A 16,494-nucleotide genomic window follows, 5' to 3' on the forward strand; every position below is an offset into this window, starting at 1 on the left:
AAACAATACATAAATCAGAATGTATTAAAAATATAACAAATTGTTACAAATAACACATTGTTGTAAAAAAGAACCGTCAACTGGGATAGCGAATCTTAGTTGACGGTTTTTGTTGGTTAGTTGGTAGTGAAGCGGTTAGACCTTGAATAGACTTCAAAGTCAAATATGTTTTTTAATGATATTATTTTTTTAATAAATCCCTGATTTGAGTCAATAGCTCTTCCTGACTTGGGCCTTTTGGTGCTTCGGGAGCCGCCTCTTTAGGCTTTTTGGTTTTGTTATAGGCTTTTACAATTACAAAAAGAACAAACCCAACAATAATCAAGTTGATTATAGAATTTACCCATGCCCCGTAACGGATGGCACTTGCTGGTTTTTCAACTGTTCCGTCCGCAGCCATGACCGCCTCCGAAAGGACAATTTGCATATCGGAGAAATCAACGCCTCCAGTAAAATATCCCACTATAGGCATCATAATATCATTGACAAATCCACTGACAACCAAGCCTGCGGCGCTAGCCAATAAAACTGCAACAGCCAAATCAATGACATTACCTGTCATTATAAATTCCTTAAATTCTTTGAACATAACTAGTGTTTTAATTAATTAATAGTATCTGCAATGTAACTTAAAAAGCAATCCTAACAAAATGTTAAAATAATTTTCTATACAAAACGTATACTTTTTAATTGGTAGTATTCATTGATGATTCTGGGGAAGTTGTGTGGTGGAAAACTAGTCAATATATATCCTTTTAACCCGCTGTGAAATTCCGGTAAGAAGCTCATAAGTTATCGTTTTGGCAGAAGAGGCTAAAGATTCTGCACTGGGTTTCTTGCCAAAAATAACGACCTCGTCCCCTTCCTTACAATCAATTCCTGTGATATCTACCATAATCATATCCATACATACGTTCCCAATAATGGGCGCCAACTTACCATGTACGGAAACCTGTCCAACCCGATTGCCGTATTGTCGGCCAATTCCATCGGCGTGTCCCAAAGGAAGTGTTGCGGTTACAATGGACGTATTGGACACAAATGCCCTATTATACCCTACGCTTTCATTCGGTTCAACTTTATGAATCTGTGAAATAATCGTTTTAAGGGTAGCTACAGGAATTAATTTTTCATCTTCGGAGGCTTCGTTGCCAAAACCGTAGATACCAATTCCACTTCTTACCATATCATACTGCGCTTCCGGATAGTTTAGGATTCCGGAAGTGTTCAGCATATGCCTCCATGGTTTGTAATTCAATTTGGGGATAAGTTGAGAACTAATTTTTTCGAAAAGCTGTATCTGTGCCAATGTAAACTCCTTCTCATTTAAATCTTCGGAGGCCGCTAAATGGGAAAACAAAGAGCTAATTTTTATCTGTTCTACTCCAACAAGCGATCTAACAATAAATTCTATATCCTTTTCTCCAAACCCCAACCTATTTAAACCAGTATTGAATTTTATATGTACTGGGTAATTCTTTTGACCCAATTGCTTTGCCAATTTCAAAAAAGAGCTGAAAATAGCAGGGGAATAAAGACTTGGTTCCAGACATTTTTCTATCATAGTGGCAAAACTTACCTGTTGGGGGTGAAGTACCAAAATGGGCAATTTTATACCTGCGTTCCTCAAGGCCACTCCTTCTGAAGTATAGGCTACCGCTAGGTAATCTGCTCCAAGGGATTCCAATTTTTTGGCAATGGCAATGGAATCACTACCATAGGCGAATGCCTTCACCACTCCTAGAAATTTAGTGCTGGGATTAATTTTTGATCTTAAATAATGATAATTGTGTTCAAGTGCCCTTAGGTCGATTTCCAGAACGGTTTCTCCAACCTTAGTCATTCGATTTTTTTTGAGGGGGGAGTACTTGCTCTGAAGTAACTTCAATGGCACTCACTTTTTCCTTTAGCATGGCTTTGTAGTATGCAGCGCGACTAAGGGGTTCATATTCTTCGGTTTCTCCCAGAAACACCAATTTATTATTGTTGGCCTTTCTAAAACTATAGTTGGCCAGATTGCCTGTTCGTGTACAAACGGCATGTACTTTGGTAACGTATTCCGCAGTAGCCATAAGCGCGGGCATAGGTCCAAACGGATTGCCTTTGAAATCCATATCCAATCCGGCCACTACCACTCGGATACCCTTGTTGGCCAGATCATTGCAAACCGTTACGATTTCATCATCGAAAAATTGTGCCTCATCAATCCCCACCACGTCACAACCATCCGCCAAGAGACGAATATTTGCAGCTGCAGGTACCGGCGTAGATCTTATTTCGTTGGCATCGTGGGAAACTACCATTTCCTCGTGATATCTTTTATCTACCATGGGCTTAAAAATCTCCACTTTTTGTTTTGCAAATGTGGCTCTTTTCAACCTCCGGATCAGTTCCTCGGTCTTGCCAGAGAACATGGAACCACAGATTACTTCGATCCAACCGAATTGTTCTTTAGGGTTAACAGTATTTTCGAGAAACATTTTGTAATTTTAGACTAAAGTAATTTGTTTTCCGTTTGTTTTTTAGAAGGGATAAAATTATTAAAAAAATAATCCTTCTGGTATTAATATAGGTAAAAGTTGGTATTCTTAATTACGTGATTGTATAGCCTAGTATTATTACCTATAAGGAATTGTTATTTTTGGCACTCAAATTGAGCTCCAACTAATTAAAAATATATTCAGATGAAAAAGAGACTTAAAGAGGAATTGAGAAAATTATCAACAGAAATAATAACCTCGAGAAATTTAAACGATTTCTCGGCCTTATATGAAACTGCCAGGGAGTTATATGAAAAGTTGGCAGTTCTTAAATATATTGAAGAGAAATTAAACGAGGTAGAGATTGATGTTTCCAAGAATGCCATTGCCGCCAAATTTGAAACCATGGCGAATTCGGTTTTAAATGCAAATTCATCTGTACCGGAAAGTAACCCACACAAAGAGGATATTATTATTCCCGGTATCGATACCATTAAGGACATGATATCCGAAATGCCCGGTGCCACGACCATAGACGAGGTTTTGTCACAATTTACCAACAAGCCGGATTTGATAAAGAACGATAAGGACTTATTTATGCCCAAAGAAGTGAAAACCGTAAAAGCTGGTGGAACGGCCCAATCGGTGGAACACGGTTCTCAAAAAGTGCTAAAAGTGGATTTAAACGATCGCTTGGCATTTGTAAAGCATCTCTTCAATAATAATATGGAAGATTATAACAGGGTATTGTCCCAATTAAGTACTATTGACAGTGAAGAACGTTCTGTTTCATTTATTACTAACATGGTAAAGCCGGACTACAACCATTGGGAAGGCAAGGAAGAGTACGAACAGCGTTTTATGAATGTAATTGCCCGCAAATTTTCGTAAATCGGTATATCTTGTCGCTTACAGAATTATGGAGCAATGATTTTCATTATTTTTGCCACTTCTTGCCTGCAATTTCAAAAAAAGTGGGTGTTTAATACAATTGATGGGGAAATTATATATAGTACCTACTCCAATAGGTAATTTAGAAGATATTACGTTACGCGCTATCAGGGTGCTCAAGGAAGTAGACCTAATTTTGGCAGAGGATACCCGAACAAGTGGCAAATTATTGCATCATTACAATATAGAAACCCCAATGCAAAGTCACCATATGCACAATGAGCATAAGACGGTAGAGGGTATTGTAAGACGATTGCAAGCTGGGGAGGTCATTGCATTGATATCGGATGCCGGAACCCCGGCCATATCCGACCCTGGTTTTTTGCTTACCCGTGCCTGTGTGGAAAACAACATTGAGGTAGACTGCCTGCCCGGGGCAACTGCATTTGTCCCTGCATTGGTAAATAGTGGTCTACCCAACGATAAATTTGTTTTTGAAGGGTTCTTGCCCGTAAAAAAAGGAAGGCAAACTAGACTGACTTTATTGGCCGAGGAACCCAGGACGATCATAATCTACGAATCCCCACATAAGTTGGTTAAGACCTTGTCCCATTTTGAGACTTATTTTGGATCTGATAGGTTGGTTTCGGTTTCACGGGAGTTGTCAAAAATGTATGAGGAAACTATAAGGGGCACGGTAAAAGAGGTCTTGCGGCATTATACTGATAATCCGCCCAAGGGTGAGATCGTTATTGTGGTGTCTGGTAAAAAGTAATGGAACGATTTTTATCGGAAATAAGAAGTTGCCAAGTATGTAAGGCTTATTTGCCCTTGGGCCCTAGACCCATAGTAGCCGCACACCCCAAGGCCAGGATTATCATTATTGGCCAGGCTCCCGGAACCAAGGTACACGAAACTGGAATTCCTTGGGATGATCTCAGCGGTAGGCAGTTGAGAAAATGGCTCAATATTTCAGATCCCGATTTTTATGATGAAAGTAAAGTAGCACTGATGCCAATGGGCTTTTGCTATCCTGGTAGGGGTAAGGGGGGAGACTTGCCTCCGAGACCGGAATGCGCCCCTTTGTGGCACAATGGATTGCTGGAAAAGATGACTCACTTGGAATTGATTATTCTAATTGGCAACTATGCCCAGAATTATTACTTAGGTAAGAGCGCAAAAAGAACCTTGACCGAAACGGTGAAGTGCTATCGGGAGTTTCTACCCAAATATATTCCTCTGCCCCATCCCTCTCCCAGAAATAGGTTTTGGCAGACAAAAAATCCTTGGTTTCAAACTGAGGTGGTACCGGTATTACAGGATAGGGTTGCCCAGATACTTCAAAATTGGTGATCCCAGATAATTTATTATTTTAATTACATCCCTACAAAAGGTTCAGTACCCCGTAACAAAAGTATTTCAACCTATAATTGGGAAGTTTGTCTAAAACCTTTTTTACGCCACTGCCTTTAAGTTACTTTTGGAGGACCATAGCATAAGTAGGTTAAGTTCATGGTAAGATTTGGGGAAAAAAGGCGGAGCTTAGCTTCGCCTTTTTTATTGCTGAAAATCAGTATTTTAACCAATATTTTGTCACTTTTAACGATAATAGTTGATCATCAATGAAAATAATTATGGATAAAAGGTCATAATTATTTTTGTTATTTCTCACAATACCAGTATTTTAGTATCGCCATAGCATAAGTAGGTTAAGTTTATGGTAAGATTTGGGACGAAAAGGGTGGAGGCTTCTCCACCCTTTTCTATTTATGAAAACAAAAAAGTCCGCTCATTAAAATTTTAATGAGCGGACTTTTAATTTTAGCGTGGATCGCCTAAGAAGGCAACCGAAAATTATCCGTTATTTATTAGCCTTAAAGGAAGCGGCTACTTTATCCCAATTGACTACATTAAAAAATGCATTGATGTAGTCTGGTCTTCTATTCTGATAATTTAGGTAATAGGCGTGTTCCCATACATCCAAGCCTAAAATTGGAAAACCTTCGCAGCCAGTTCCGGGCATAAGAGGGTTGTCCTGGTTTGGAGTGGAGCATATTTCCAGTTTTCCGCCTTTATGAACACATAACCAAGCCCATCCAGAGCCAAATCTTGTTGCCGCGGCTTTGGAAAAAGCATCCTTAAAAGATTCGAAAGAACCAAAAGTGGAATTTATAGCATCTGCAAGATCTCCGGAAGGTTGTCCGCCACCATTTGGGGACATTATCTCCCAAAATAAAGAGTGATTGTAGAAACCTCCTCCGTTGTTTCTTACAGCAGCATTGGACATGTCTAAATTGGTCAAAATATCCATAATGGATTTTTTTGCCAAATCCGTTCCCTCAATAGCGTTATTTAAATTGGTAGTGTACCCGTTGTGATGCTTGGTGTGATGTATTTCCATGGTTCTGGCATCAATATGTGGTTCCAAAGCGTCGTACGCATAAGGTAATTTAGGTAATTCAAAAGCCATAATGTTATAGTTTTTATGTTAAAAAATGTTGTTTCCCAAAATTACGGTTTTATGATAGAAATTCAACTAATAATTTGTTAAGAACTGTTTAATATTGCTTATTTTGCGACTAAAATAACGTGCAGGACGCTCCTTACAAAATTTACAACGCCTCTGCTGGCTCTGGCAAGACCTACACCCTAGCAAAAGAGTATTTAAAAATAATCCTTTCCTCCGATTTTAATAAGAACTATCGCAGTATTTTGGCCATTACGTTTACCAACAAAGCTGTAAACGAAATGAAACAGCGAATTTTGGGCAGTCTTTTTAATTTTGGAAAACTGTCGGATAATTATGAAGTTCCTCCAATGCTGGCCGATATATCCCTGGAATTAGGGGTCGATATAGGTACACTGCGTAATAGATCCAGGAAGGTGCTAAAGGAGATCCTTCACAATTATGCCTTTTTTGATGTTTCTACAATTGATAAATTCACCCATAGGCTAATTAGAACTTTTGCAAAAGATCTAAAACTTCCCCAAAATTTTGAGGTGGTCTTGGATACCAAATTATTGTTGGATGAGGCTATCGCCAAACTCATCAATAAGGCTGGTGCCAATGCTCAATTGACCAAGGTGTTGATTGATTTTGCTTTGGAAAAAATCGACAGTGATAAAAGTTGGGATATTGCTTTTGACCTACAAAAAATAGGCACGTTATTATTCAATGAAAATCAGACTCCACATTTAAAGAAACTGGAAGGAAAGAGTATAGAGGATTTTGTAGATTTAAAAAAGGAATTGGTACTGCAAATCCAGGCCCATGAAATGAAAATAATAGACTGGGCAAAGGAAACCCTAACTATAATTGAGGATAATAATCTGGAATTCAATAATTTTAAAGCAAGCTATTTTCCAAAATTTATTGCTAAAATAGCTGATGGAGATTTGAATATAGATTTCAATTCCGGCTGGAAACAAAATTTTGAAAAAGACCCCTTATACGCCAAGGCCTGCCGCCAGGATATTAAAGATATACTGGACGGACTACATCCGAGATTTATAAGTCTGTTTAATGAAATAAAGGAAAACTCCATTGTTTTGTCCCTCCTCAAGAACGGCTATAACAACATTGTTCCACTAACGGTTCTTAGCGCTATACAAGGTGAAATTAAGAATCTGGAATTGGAGCGGGATCTGCTGCCCATATCGTCGTTCAATAGTATAATTTCCAAGGAAATTAAAGATCAACCAGCCCCTTTTATTTATGAACGTATTGGTGAAAAGTACCGTCATTATTTTGTGGATGAGTTCCAGGATACTTCCGAGATGCAATGGAACAATCTAATACCTTTGATCGGGAACGCATTGGAAAGTGTGGACGACCAAGGAAGAATAGGTTCATTGCTTTTGGTAGGCGATGCCAAACAGGCTATATACCGTTGGAGAGGCGGAAAGGCCGAACAGTTTTTAAATCTGATCAACCTAAAGGAAAATCCGTTTGTAATTCCACCAACCACATCAAATCTTCCTGCCAATTACCGTAGTCATGAGGAAGTAATTAAATTTAATAACGATTTTTTCACGGTTACCAGTCCATTTTTGGAGAACAGTGTTTATAATAAATTGTTCCTGGAGGGAAATAGTCAACACTACAATAGTAAGAAAGGTGGTTTGGTACAACTTTCATTTATTGATGTTGAGGAATCCAGTGATGAAGACGAGGAATACTGTAATTCGGTATTGAACACTTTGGAAGAAGCTCTAAAAAGGAACTATTCTCTTAGGGATATTTGTATCCTTACCCGCAAGAAAAAACACGGTATTTTATTGGCAGATTTCCTAATGCAAAATAATGTTCCTATTATTTCGTCTGAAACTCTGCTGTTAAACAGTAATCCCAAGGTAAGGTTCTTGGTTAATTTATTACATTTTAGTCTTCAGCCTAATGAGAAGGAGAGGTGTTATGAAATCCTTAGCTTTCTTTCCGAGGCCCAGGAAAAGAGACATCAATTTATAAATTCCAATATTAATAGGGTAGCCCAATTGCTCCAGGAGAACTACGGGTTTAATGTAAAAATGCTGGGACAGTCCTCCGTTTATGACGGTTTGGAATATGCTATTAAAAAATTTGGATTGGCAGACATTTCTGACGCCTATATAACGTATTTTTTGGATGTTGTTTTGGAAGTGGAACAAAAGGAAGGTGCCAATACCCAGGTTTTTTTGGCTCATTGGGAAAAGAAAAAGGAAAGCTTAAGTGTAACTGCACCGGAAAATGTTGATGCCGTTCAGATAATGACCGTACATAAATCCAAGGGTTTGGAATTTCCAATTGTAATCTTTCCTTTTGCCAATACCAATATATATGAAGAAAGGGATGCTAAATTATGGCTGCCTGTTAATCCTATTGCCTTTAATGGTTTTGAAGAGATTCTTATCAATAAAAAGCAGGAGGTGATTAGCTATGGTGCAGAAGCGGAAGCACTTTATAATGAGGAACAGCATAAATTGGAATTGGATGCCTTTAATTTATTGTACGTAGCCTTGACCAGGGCTATAAAGGGCCTATATGTGATCTCTAAAAAAGACCTAACACCAAAAGGTGAGCACAAACCAAATTTATACTCCGGATTATTCATACACTATTTAAAGGAAAAGGGTTTTTGGGAGGAGACCAAGACTTGCTATCAATTCGGAAATCTTGAAATTCAGGATGAACCGTCCCAGGGGGAACATCAGGAAAAGATATCCCATTTATACAGCTTTAAGGAGCGACCAGAGTTTCGGATTTTAACCAAGTCGGGCGCTCTATGGGATACCGAAAGGGGAACTGCCATTAGTAAAGGAAATTTATTGCATTTTATAATGGGGCTAATAGAGACCAATGAGGATATAGACCGTACTATAGATGGGTTAATAAGAAATGGTGATCTTTCCCAAGAGGATAGCATGGGGATGGCTCAAAGGATAAAGGCCATTGTAGATCATCCAAAACTGGACAGCTACTATGACAAAGGAAACCTTATAAAGAATGAACAGGACATCCTTACCAAAAACGGGAAGATACTTCGCCCCGATAGGATAGTTATAAAGGATAACAGGGCGACAATAATAGATTATAAGACGGGTAAAAAGAATCCCGCCTACCACGAACAAATCTATTCCTATGCGGACGCCTTGGGAGCAATGGGATATGAAATTGAAAACAAAATCCTCATATATATCAATGAGGAAATTACGCTGGACTTTATCTAGTTGGTATTAAGGCTTTTACCTTACAAAGACGATGAAAAATTAACTTTGAAATGGGCTGGCAGCGATTTAATTGAATGTTTCACCCCCGTTTTTGGTCCTAAATCTTGCTGAACGATGCCTAAATAAGGAGGAAAATGACCAAAATAATGTCTGAAATTGCTATTTATGTAAGTGGATTATTGCTTTCTGTGAAACTTAAAGGAAACCTTATAACAGGGCTTGGACCAAAGGTATGGAACACGTGGGTGGTTAAATAACTGTTTTACCATGGTAGGCACTGCATTAAATATCGATTAAATGCGTCTTTTTTCGCATGAAATACGTTAAAAAAATTAAGAAAATGATTTTGTTAATAATTTTTAACAACTTACATTTGCAGCTAATAAACACTTAAACTTAAAAAATTAAACATGAAACATCTTAGCAAATTATTGGTTGTTGCCTTACTTATTGTAGGTTTTAACAACGTACAAGCGCAAGACGAGAATAACCCTTGGCAAGTAAGTTTCGGAGCTAACGCAATTGACGTTTATCCTTCAGGAGATACTGACGCCTTAATGAACCATGGCTTTATGGCCGGAAATTTTGGGGACGAATTCTTTAATGCAACAGACCATTGGAACATCCTTCCATCTATTTCTTATGTTGCCGTATCTAAGTATGTAGGTAGTGGCTTCTCAATTGGTGCAAGAGGTTCTTTGAACCGTATTGAAAAATTGGGAGATGTTAGTGTAGACGATTTGTCTCACTATGGTCTTGATGGTACAATCAAATATAATTTCTTAAAAAGTACAGTAATCGATCCATTCATCGAAATAGGTGGTGGTTATACTTGGATAGACGAAATTGGTGCCGGTACCGTTAATGGTGGTATTGGACTTAACCTTTGGTTTACTGAAAACATTGGTTTAACCTTACAAACGTCTTACAAGCATGCTTTTGAAGATTACTTAGCTAAGCATTTCCAACATATGGCCGGTATTGCTATCAAATTTGGTGGTACTGATACAGATGGTGACGGAATCTATGACAAAGATGATGCTTGTCCAGAAGTTGCTGGTCTTGAGATTTTCAACGGATGTCCAGATGCAGACGGTGATGGTATCGAGGATAGCAAAGATGCTTGTCCTAATGAGGCTGGTTCTAAAGAAATGAACGGATGTCCAGATGCAGATGGTGATGGTGTTGCCGATAAAGATGATGCTTGTCCTAACGAAGCTGGTCTTGCTGCTTTAGCTGGTTGTCCAGATGCAGACGGTGACGGTATTGCTGATAAAGATGATGCTTGTCCTAACGAAGCTGGTCCTGCCGCTAACAAAGGATGTCCTTACCAAGATAAAGATGGTGACGGTGTATTGGATAAAGATGATAAATGTCCAGATGTTGCCGGAACTGTAGCTAACCAGGGTTGTCCTGAAGTTACTGAAGAGGTTCAGAAGCAATTGAACGAATACGCTAGAACAATCTTGTTCGATACTGGTAAATCTTCTATCAAAGCAGAATCTACTTCTGTAATGGTTGATATTATTACCATCCTTAAAGAGTATCCTACTGCTAAATTTACTGTAGAAGGTCATACTGACAGTGTAGGTAGTAGTTCTTTGAACCAAAAATTATCAGAGTCAAGAGCGCTTTCAGTTAAAACGTTCCTAGTAGATAAAGGTATTGAGGAATTTAGATTATCTGCCATAGGTTACGGTGAGGATAAGCCAATTGCTACTAACAATACTAGTGCTGGTAGAAAGCAAAACAGAAGAGTTGAAATTAACTTGGTAAAGTAATTTACAAGTAGTTTTCAAACTATAAATAAGAGCCCCGCTATTTAGCGGGGCTCTTTTTTGTTTTTAAATGAACAGGGATAAATCTCTAAAATATAAGCCCGAACCAAAAATTATTATATTTTTCAGGATAGAACGGAGTGCATGCCTTCGTTCTGTTTTTTATAATTAAATTACCCCGTATTTAGAGAATTTTAAATTTCTAAAATGAATTTTGGGATTGAAGTTCCAGTGGATGTTTTGAAGAAATTATTATTAAGGAAACCGGTAGGTATGGTGGAGGTAACTTCAGATGATTGTTGGGGGCAACACTTGATCGATGATTTGCAGATTGCTATTGGCAGGCAGGTTCCGACTTTAAAAGATATGATGATATAGCCGATGAAAAGTTTTCTCCAACAGGTAGTTGATGATTTATTAAAGACCTATGATTCCTTCGACAACTTAATCTTAATATTACCCAGCAAACGGGCAGGGACTATTTTACGTACCACCTTGGCCAAAACAGCCAATAAAACAATATTTTCTCCTAAAATATACAGTATAGAAAGCTTTGTGGAACATATTTCAAAGCTACAGGGCGCTTCAAATATGGAGCAACTTTTTACACTATACAAGGCTTATTCAGCAATGGAAAATGGCGAAAAGGATAATTTCTCTACCTTTTCCAAATGGGGTCAGACCTTATTGCAGGACTTTAATGAGATCGATAGATATTTAATTGATGCAAAAGATATATTTTCCTATTTGGCGAATATTCAGGAAATAAACCATTGGTCGTTACAGAAGGAAAAATCCGAAATAATTACCAATTATATTAAATTCTGGAATAATCTTGAACCGTTATATAAGGCTTTTAATGATTTGCTGAAAGCCAAAAAATTGGGTCATCAGGGTTTAATTTATCGCACGGCCTGTGAACAATTGAAAGATTATTTGGCAAATAATGAAAACAAGACACACATATTTCTAGGTTTTAACGCATTAAATACGGCAGAGTCCCATATTATTCAGGAAATATTGACCAAAACCAAAGGGGATATTTTTTGGGATTGCGATACTTATTTTGTGGAAGACGCTATACACGATGCCAGTTATTTTATTAGACAGCATCAAAATAGTTGGCCCTATCTTAAAGGGAAAGCACTAAAAGGAATTGAAAGCAATTATACGGCCCAAAAGAATATTAAAATAATAGGTGTACCCAAAAACGTTTCCCAAACAAAGTATGTAGGGGGTCTTTTGTTGAAACTTAAAGAAGAGGACGACAACATTCTCAAGAACACGGCTATAGTTTTGGGTGATGAAACCCTGTTGAATCCCCTTTTGAACGCTATACCCTCGGAGCTGGACACCGTAAATATTACTATGGGATATCCGTTAAAAAGTACTCCCTTGGCCAGTTTGTTCTCCCAATATCTTTCACTACACTTAAAAAAGGATTCCCAAGGGTGGTATTTTCAACAGCTGTTGGATTTTTTGTCACATCCTTACATACAAATTCTATGTACCGAAAAGGAGCAAAATATTGCTGCCATTATAAGTGAGGCCATTAGATTGAAAAATTGGGCATTTATAAGCTCAAATAATTTACGTTCTGCAATAGAAGGAAATGACCACTTGCTTAGTCTACTGTTTTTTCAGGAGAAGGTTTCGGGAACCAATTTTATACATAAATGTCATCAAATTATCCAAATACTTAGGGAGAAATTTGTACTATCCAAAGAGTCCCTTGGTTTGGAGTATTTGTATAGGTTTTATACCTTATTCAATCAACTTCAGGACATGGTGGAGCAATATGCTTTCGCTAACGACCTACAATCATTGGAAAGCCTTTATTTGGAAATTGTAAGGCACGAAACTCTGGATTTTCAAGGAGAACCTTTGGAAGGACTGCAAATAATGGGAATGTTGGAAAGTAGGGTGTTGGATTTTGAAACCGTTATTCTAACTTCGGTGAACGAAGGTATACTTCCTTCCGGCAAGTCCAATAATTCCTTTATCCCCTTCGATCTAAAAAAGTATTACAAACTTCCTACTTATAAGGAAAAGGATGCAGTGTATACGTATCATTTTTATCGCTTATTACAACGGGCAAAAAACATCTATTTGGTGTACAATACCGAGGCCGATGTTTTGGAAGGCGGTGAGAGAAGTAGGTTGCTGACCCAACTCCTTACCGATGAAAATAAATTGGCGGATATTACCGAAATTATTGCCGCACCCGAAATAAATCCAACTGTTAAGGTTTTACAGACCATTACAAAGGATGCGGACCTTATGGATTTGATCAAGGAGCATGCTTCCAAAGGTTTTTCACCCACCTCTTTGAGTAATTATATCAGAAATCCCATAGATTTTTATAAAAGAAATCTGTTGGGAATAGACGACGTTATGGAAGTGGAAGAAACCGTTGCCAACAATACTTTTGGAACCATTGTACATGACACCCTGGAGGACCTTTACAAACCTTATTTGAATACCTATCTGGAAGTGTCCATGCTTCAAGAAATGAAAAAGAAGATAAAGACTACTGTAATAGGTCATTTTGCGAAGAGCTTCGCAGAAGGGGATATTTCCAGAGGAAAAAACCTGATTGCCTTTAATGTGGTGGTGAGGTACATAGAAAATTTCCTAAAGATGGAATTGGCAGAAGTTAAACAACATCGAATTAAAATATTAGGGGTAGAAGAAAAACTTCGAATGAATATAGCTGTTCCCGGACTGGATTTTCCCGTGGTCCTAAAAGGAAAACTGGACCGGATAGATGAAAAAGACGGACTTATTAGAATAATCGACTATAAAACAGGTAACGTGACAAGTCCCCAGGTCGAAATTGTGGAATGGGAGGACGCCATACAGGACTACAACTACAGCAAAGCCTTTCAATTGTTATGCTATGCTATTATGTACAACAACGATCAAGCCATTGGTAAAATAGAAGCAGGAATAATTTCATTTAAAAATTTAAGTTCGGGTCTGCTAAAATTTGCAGTAAAAGAAAAGAAGGGCAGTAGAAACAAGGATAATTCCATTACCCAAGAAACTATTGCCCATTTTATGGAATCTATTAGAATTTTAATTTCTGAAATTGGTAATCCTTTAGTACCATTTACAGAAAAGGAGGTATAGCGTTATTTTTTATCAGGTCGTGTAGGCCTTACCTCTATTTTACTGGGCAACGTCCTTGGATTCATATTCAAAAGATCCAAAACCAACTCGCCAATATCTTCTGGCTGTATCTTCCAAGCATCCTCTTTGGACGGTTCATTATCATTAAAATTTGTGGCTACAGAACCAGGCATTATTGTAGATACTTTAATATCATAAGGCCTTAAATCCAACATGGCGGCTTGGGTAAAACCTACTACACCAAATTTGGTGGCATTGTATCCTGCACCATTGGCAAAGAAATTGGTGCCGGCCAAACTTGCCACAGTAATATAATACCCCTTAGATTTCTTCAGGGCCTCTACCGAAGCTTTTAGTGAGTGAAATACTCCGTTTAGGTTAGTGTTTACCATCTCGTGCCAAAGAGTGTCGGAAATTTGATCTACTGGAGCAAAATGTCCAACTCCTGCATTGGCGATGACCACATCCAATTTCCCCCATTTATCCAAAATCTTTTTTACAGCCGACTTTTCATCCCCAATTTTTGAAACATCCGAGGCAATGGCCAGTACATTGTCGGCCGATCCAAGGCTTTTTGCAGCTTTTTCGGCACTTTCCAATAGCCTGCTACTAATGGCTACTTTCATTCCTGCCTCCAGTAGTTTGGAAGCAATGCCATATCCTATTCCCTTGGAACCTCCTGTAATATAGACCACTTTATTTTTTAAATCATTCATGTTGTTTAGTTTTAAGTGAAATTATAATTATACGGGCAGATATTAAAAAACTGAGCGTTATTATTTTCTTAAACTCCGCCTAAATAAATTCCTTAAAAACGTGGAGGCAATTAGCGGTAAGCGTTATCAGCCGTGGATCACCTAAGTGCTTGTGGTTGTATTTCAGTGAAAACTATAAATTAACCTCATTATAACTCAGCAGGGGGATAGCGATATGTTCTTCAATTTTTGCTACCAGGCTTTTGTGGAATATTTTTTGAAAAAACCCAGTTTCTTCCCTTTCCAATAATACCAATAGGTTGGCGCCTATGGTACGGGCGTAGTCCTTAAGTTTTTCTTCGATCATATCCGAGTATAATACGGTAAAGTCTATGGAGGAATCGTTTATCTCTTGCTGGGCCAAGTCTTTAAACCATGTCATCTGCTCATTTACGGCATCTTCCTTCCCTTTTGAGATATGCACCATTTGTATTTTGGCACCTAGCGCTTTTGCCATTGGGACCAATTTTTTAAGAGCCAGCACATCTGCCTCTTCAAAATCCGTTGCATATAAAATACTCTTAATGGACTTTTCCTCGATAGTGTTTGGTATAATAAGCAAGGGACAAGGCGCTTTTTCTTGAAGTCCCTTTCCTATATTACCAACAAAGAGGCCACGGTCCGTATGTCTATCCTTCCTGCCAATGATAATAAGATCGGTAGAAATGTCCTTGGTCTTCTCAAGAATGGCACTGGAAACCGAGTCGTTGTGAACGGCTTCCACCTGCAATTTGTTTCCATCTACGGATACGCCCAAATGCTTTTCACAATAAGATTCCAAAATTTCTGTCTGTTCCTTAATTACATGATATTCAATTTGGGATGTTGGGCGTGAAACGGAAACTCTTATTGGATCAATTTCGTGAACATAGAGAACCAGCAGTTTAGCTTTAAGTGTTCTGCTTAAGTGATATGCATATTTTAATGCCGGTACAGAGTGTTCTGTGCGATCGGAGGCGTAAAGTATCGTCTTCATAGTTACTTTGTTTAAAGATTAAAACTATAAGCTATTGTTGATAATAACAATGATATTGGTCATACCCATTATATCCTTTCATTCTTTATATGGTAAAAAATCGCTTTTCAAAAATCCTAACTTATGTGCGGAATACCTATGGGAATCCTTGGCCCTAAATTTATGTTAACTGATCTTGGTCATTTCAGATACCAATTTGCCAGCGTATATTGTTGATCGTTGTAAACAAATAATTTAATTGATAAGTGTTGTTAACAAAGACCTGATGAAAGCCATAGCAAAAATAGGAAACCTAATCTCTGAAAGTGATAAAAGAGTAATTCTTCGCAACCTGAGTCGCATTATGGATATTAGAATAATAAATCTGGAGGTTGATACCGGAAGACTTATTTTCTTTTACTACAGTCCAATTGCACTGGAACAGGTAAAACAAGAACTTTGGAGAATTGGTTACCCCATCAGACATTTCAAATTTCTTTCCACGTTAAGTCCAAATATGCAGAATGAAGGCAGAGGTGAAACAACCCTTGCCTAATTATTACTAAAAAATGTTTTTTTGTAACACTAACGTGGCAACTTTCCCGTAGCCATACCCAAAGGCGTTTACAAAAAATTTCGAGTGAGTCATTGTTGACAACGGCAATCATTGCCAAATTTTACATTGCTAGAAGAATTGGTGATAATTGGAAGTTATTACAGGCTTTCCTTTTGATGATTCTTGTCATAAAATAACATGGAAAAGAAGTTTACTTTTGGTAAAATAGGGTGTTATCCAT

At 38.0% G+C, this 16,494-nt stretch carries 14 protein-coding genes; 8 read left to right on the top strand and 6 right to left on the bottom strand.

Annotation, left to right across the window (positions count from 1 at the left end; genetic code table 11):
* Positions 1-181: 181 nt before the first annotated feature.
* From mscL to MWU78_RS14185, 3 genes are all read right to left on the bottom strand, one after another.
* Entirely contained in the window at positions 182-589 is a 408-nt protein-coding gene (mscL, locus tag MWU78_RS14175) for a large conductance mechanosensitive channel protein MscL (protein ID WP_246998829.1), read from the bottom strand.
* Positions 590-736: 147 nt separating this feature from the next.
* Complete coding sequence (alr, locus tag MWU78_RS14180) at positions 737-1,843, bottom strand: alanine racemase (protein WP_246998831.1); 1,107 nt, start codon at positions 1,841-1,843, stop codon at positions 737-739.
* Positions 1,836-2,480: a thymidine kinase gene (locus MWU78_RS14185; RefSeq protein WP_246998833.1), complete on the bottom strand. Its 645-nt coding sequence runs from the start codon at positions 2,478-2,480 to the stop codon at positions 1,836-1,838. The genes alr and MWU78_RS14185 overlap by 8 nt, the downstream gene beginning before the upstream one ends.
* Before the next feature lie 204 nt (positions 2,481-2,684).
* Here MWU78_RS14185 and MWU78_RS14190 point away from each other — a divergent pair, with 204 nt between their 5' ends.
* The 3 genes from MWU78_RS14190 (at position 2,685) to MWU78_RS14200 (ending at position 4,724) form a co-directional block, all read left to right on the top strand.
* Entirely contained in the window at positions 2,685-3,371 is a 687-nt protein-coding gene (locus tag MWU78_RS14190; protein ID WP_246998836.1) for a hypothetical protein, read from the top strand.
* A gap of 103 nt (positions 3,372-3,474) precedes the next feature.
* Positions 3,475-4,146 (top strand): 16S rRNA (cytidine(1402)-2'-O)-methyltransferase, encoded by a 672-nt coding sequence (gene rsmI / locus MWU78_RS14195; RefSeq protein WP_246998838.1) that lies wholly within the window; start codon positions 3,475-3,477, stop codon positions 4,144-4,146.
* Positions 4,146-4,724, top strand: coding sequence for a uracil-DNA glycosylase family protein (locus MWU78_RS14200; RefSeq protein ID WP_246998841.1), 579 nt, complete (start codon positions 4,146-4,148; stop codon positions 4,722-4,724). The genes rsmI and MWU78_RS14200 overlap by 1 nt, the downstream gene beginning before the upstream one ends.
* A 508-nt stretch (positions 4,725-5,232) precedes the next feature.
* Here the strand turns inward: MWU78_RS14200 and MWU78_RS14205 are convergent.
* Positions 5,233-5,841, bottom strand: coding sequence for a superoxide dismutase (locus MWU78_RS14205; RefSeq protein WP_246998843.1), 609 nt, complete (start codon positions 5,839-5,841; stop codon positions 5,233-5,235).
* A gap of 119 nt (positions 5,842-5,960) precedes the next feature.
* Here MWU78_RS14205 and MWU78_RS22585 point away from each other — a divergent pair, with 119 nt between their 5' ends.
* From MWU78_RS22585 to MWU78_RS14225, 4 genes are all read left to right on the top strand, one after another.
* On the top strand, positions 5,961-9,077 hold the full coding sequence (locus MWU78_RS22585; RefSeq protein WP_246998845.1) for a UvrD-helicase domain-containing protein: 3,117 nt from the start codon (positions 5,961-5,963) through the stop codon (positions 9,075-9,077).
* A gap of 410 nt (positions 9,078-9,487) precedes the next feature.
* Positions 9,488-10,858: an OmpA family protein gene (locus MWU78_RS14215; RefSeq protein ID WP_246998847.1), complete on the top strand. Its 1,371-nt coding sequence runs from the start codon at positions 9,488-9,490 to the stop codon at positions 10,856-10,858.
* 204 nt (positions 10,859-11,062) lie between these two features.
* Positions 11,063-11,233, top strand: coding sequence for a hypothetical protein (locus tag MWU78_RS14220; protein WP_246998849.1), 171 nt, complete (start codon positions 11,063-11,065; stop codon positions 11,231-11,233).
* A 3-nt stretch (positions 11,234-11,236) separates the two neighbouring features.
* Positions 11,237-13,987: a PD-(D/E)XK nuclease family protein gene (locus tag MWU78_RS14225; RefSeq protein WP_246998850.1), complete on the top strand. Its 2,751-nt coding sequence runs from the start codon at positions 11,237-11,239 to the stop codon at positions 13,985-13,987.
* Between the two features lie 2 nt (positions 13,988-13,989).
* Here the strand turns inward: MWU78_RS14225 and MWU78_RS14230 are convergent, their stop codons facing one another.
* Both MWU78_RS14230 and MWU78_RS14235 read right to left on the bottom strand, forming a co-directional pair.
* Positions 13,990-14,703 carry an SDR family oxidoreductase gene (locus tag MWU78_RS14230; RefSeq protein WP_246998853.1) on the bottom strand — a complete coding sequence of 238 codons (714 nt, stop codon included), beginning with the start codon at positions 14,701-14,703 and terminating at the stop codon, positions 13,990-13,992.
* Positions 14,704-14,875: 172 nt separating this feature from the next.
* A complete protein-coding gene (locus tag MWU78_RS14235; RefSeq protein ID WP_246998855.1) occupies positions 14,876-15,718 on the bottom strand; it encodes a universal stress protein in 843 nt (280 codons plus the stop codon).
* 265 nt (positions 15,719-15,983) lie between these two features.
* On the opposite strand from MWU78_RS14235, the gene MWU78_RS14240 reads away from it, so the two are divergent.
* Positions 15,984-16,253, top strand: coding sequence for a hypothetical protein (locus tag MWU78_RS14240; RefSeq protein WP_187581425.1), 270 nt, complete (start codon positions 15,984-15,986; stop codon positions 16,251-16,253).
* The last annotated feature ends 241 nt before the right edge of the window (positions 16,254-16,494 follow it).

The sequence above is a fragment of the Arenibacter sp. F26102 genome, from assembly GCF_023015865.1.
Taxonomy (GTDB): domain Bacteria; phylum Bacteroidota; class Bacteroidia; order Flavobacteriales; family Flavobacteriaceae; genus Arenibacter.

What these genes read in the sequence shown, in the direction of transcription:
- mscL (WP_246998829.1), bottom strand. Translation starts at nt 589, where the DNA reads ATGTTCAAAGAATTTAAGGAATTTATAATGACAGGTAATGTCATTGAT.
- alr (WP_246998831.1), bottom strand. Translation starts at nt 1,843, where the DNA reads ATGACTAAGGTTGGAGAAACCGTTCTGGAAATCGACCTAAGGGCACTT.
- MWU78_RS14185 (WP_246998833.1), bottom strand. Translation starts at nt 2,480, where the DNA reads ATGTTTCTCGAAAATACTGTTAACCCTAAAGAACAATTCGGTTGGATC.
- MWU78_RS14190 (WP_246998836.1), top strand. Translation starts at nt 2,685, where the DNA reads ATGAAAAAGAGACTTAAAGAGGAATTGAGAAAATTATCAACAGAAATA.
- rsmI (WP_246998838.1), top strand. Translation starts at nt 3,475, where the DNA reads ATGGGGAAATTATATATAGTACCTACTCCAATAGGTAATTTAGAAGAT.
- MWU78_RS14200 (WP_246998841.1), top strand. Translation starts at nt 4,146, where the DNA reads ATGGAACGATTTTTATCGGAAATAAGAAGTTGCCAAGTATGTAAGGCT.
- MWU78_RS14205 (WP_246998843.1), bottom strand. Translation starts at nt 5,841, where the DNA reads ATGGCTTTTGAATTACCTAAATTACCTTATGCGTACGACGCTTTGGAA.
- MWU78_RS14215 (WP_246998847.1), top strand. Translation starts at nt 9,488, where the DNA reads ATGAAACATCTTAGCAAATTATTGGTTGTTGCCTTACTTATTGTAGGT.
- MWU78_RS14220 (WP_246998849.1), top strand. Translation starts at nt 11,063, where the DNA reads ATGAATTTTGGGATTGAAGTTCCAGTGGATGTTTTGAAGAAATTATTA.
- MWU78_RS14225 (WP_246998850.1), top strand. Translation starts at nt 11,237, where the DNA reads ATGAAAAGTTTTCTCCAACAGGTAGTTGATGATTTATTAAAGACCTAT.
- MWU78_RS14230 (WP_246998853.1), bottom strand. Translation starts at nt 14,703, where the DNA reads ATGAATGATTTAAAAAATAAAGTGGTCTATATTACAGGAGGTTCCAAG.
- MWU78_RS14235 (WP_246998855.1), bottom strand. Translation starts at nt 15,718, where the DNA reads ATGAAGACGATACTTTACGCCTCCGATCGCACAGAACACTCTGTACCG.
- MWU78_RS14240 (WP_187581425.1), top strand. Translation starts at nt 15,984, where the DNA reads ATGAAAGCCATAGCAAAAATAGGAAACCTAATCTCTGAAAGTGATAAA.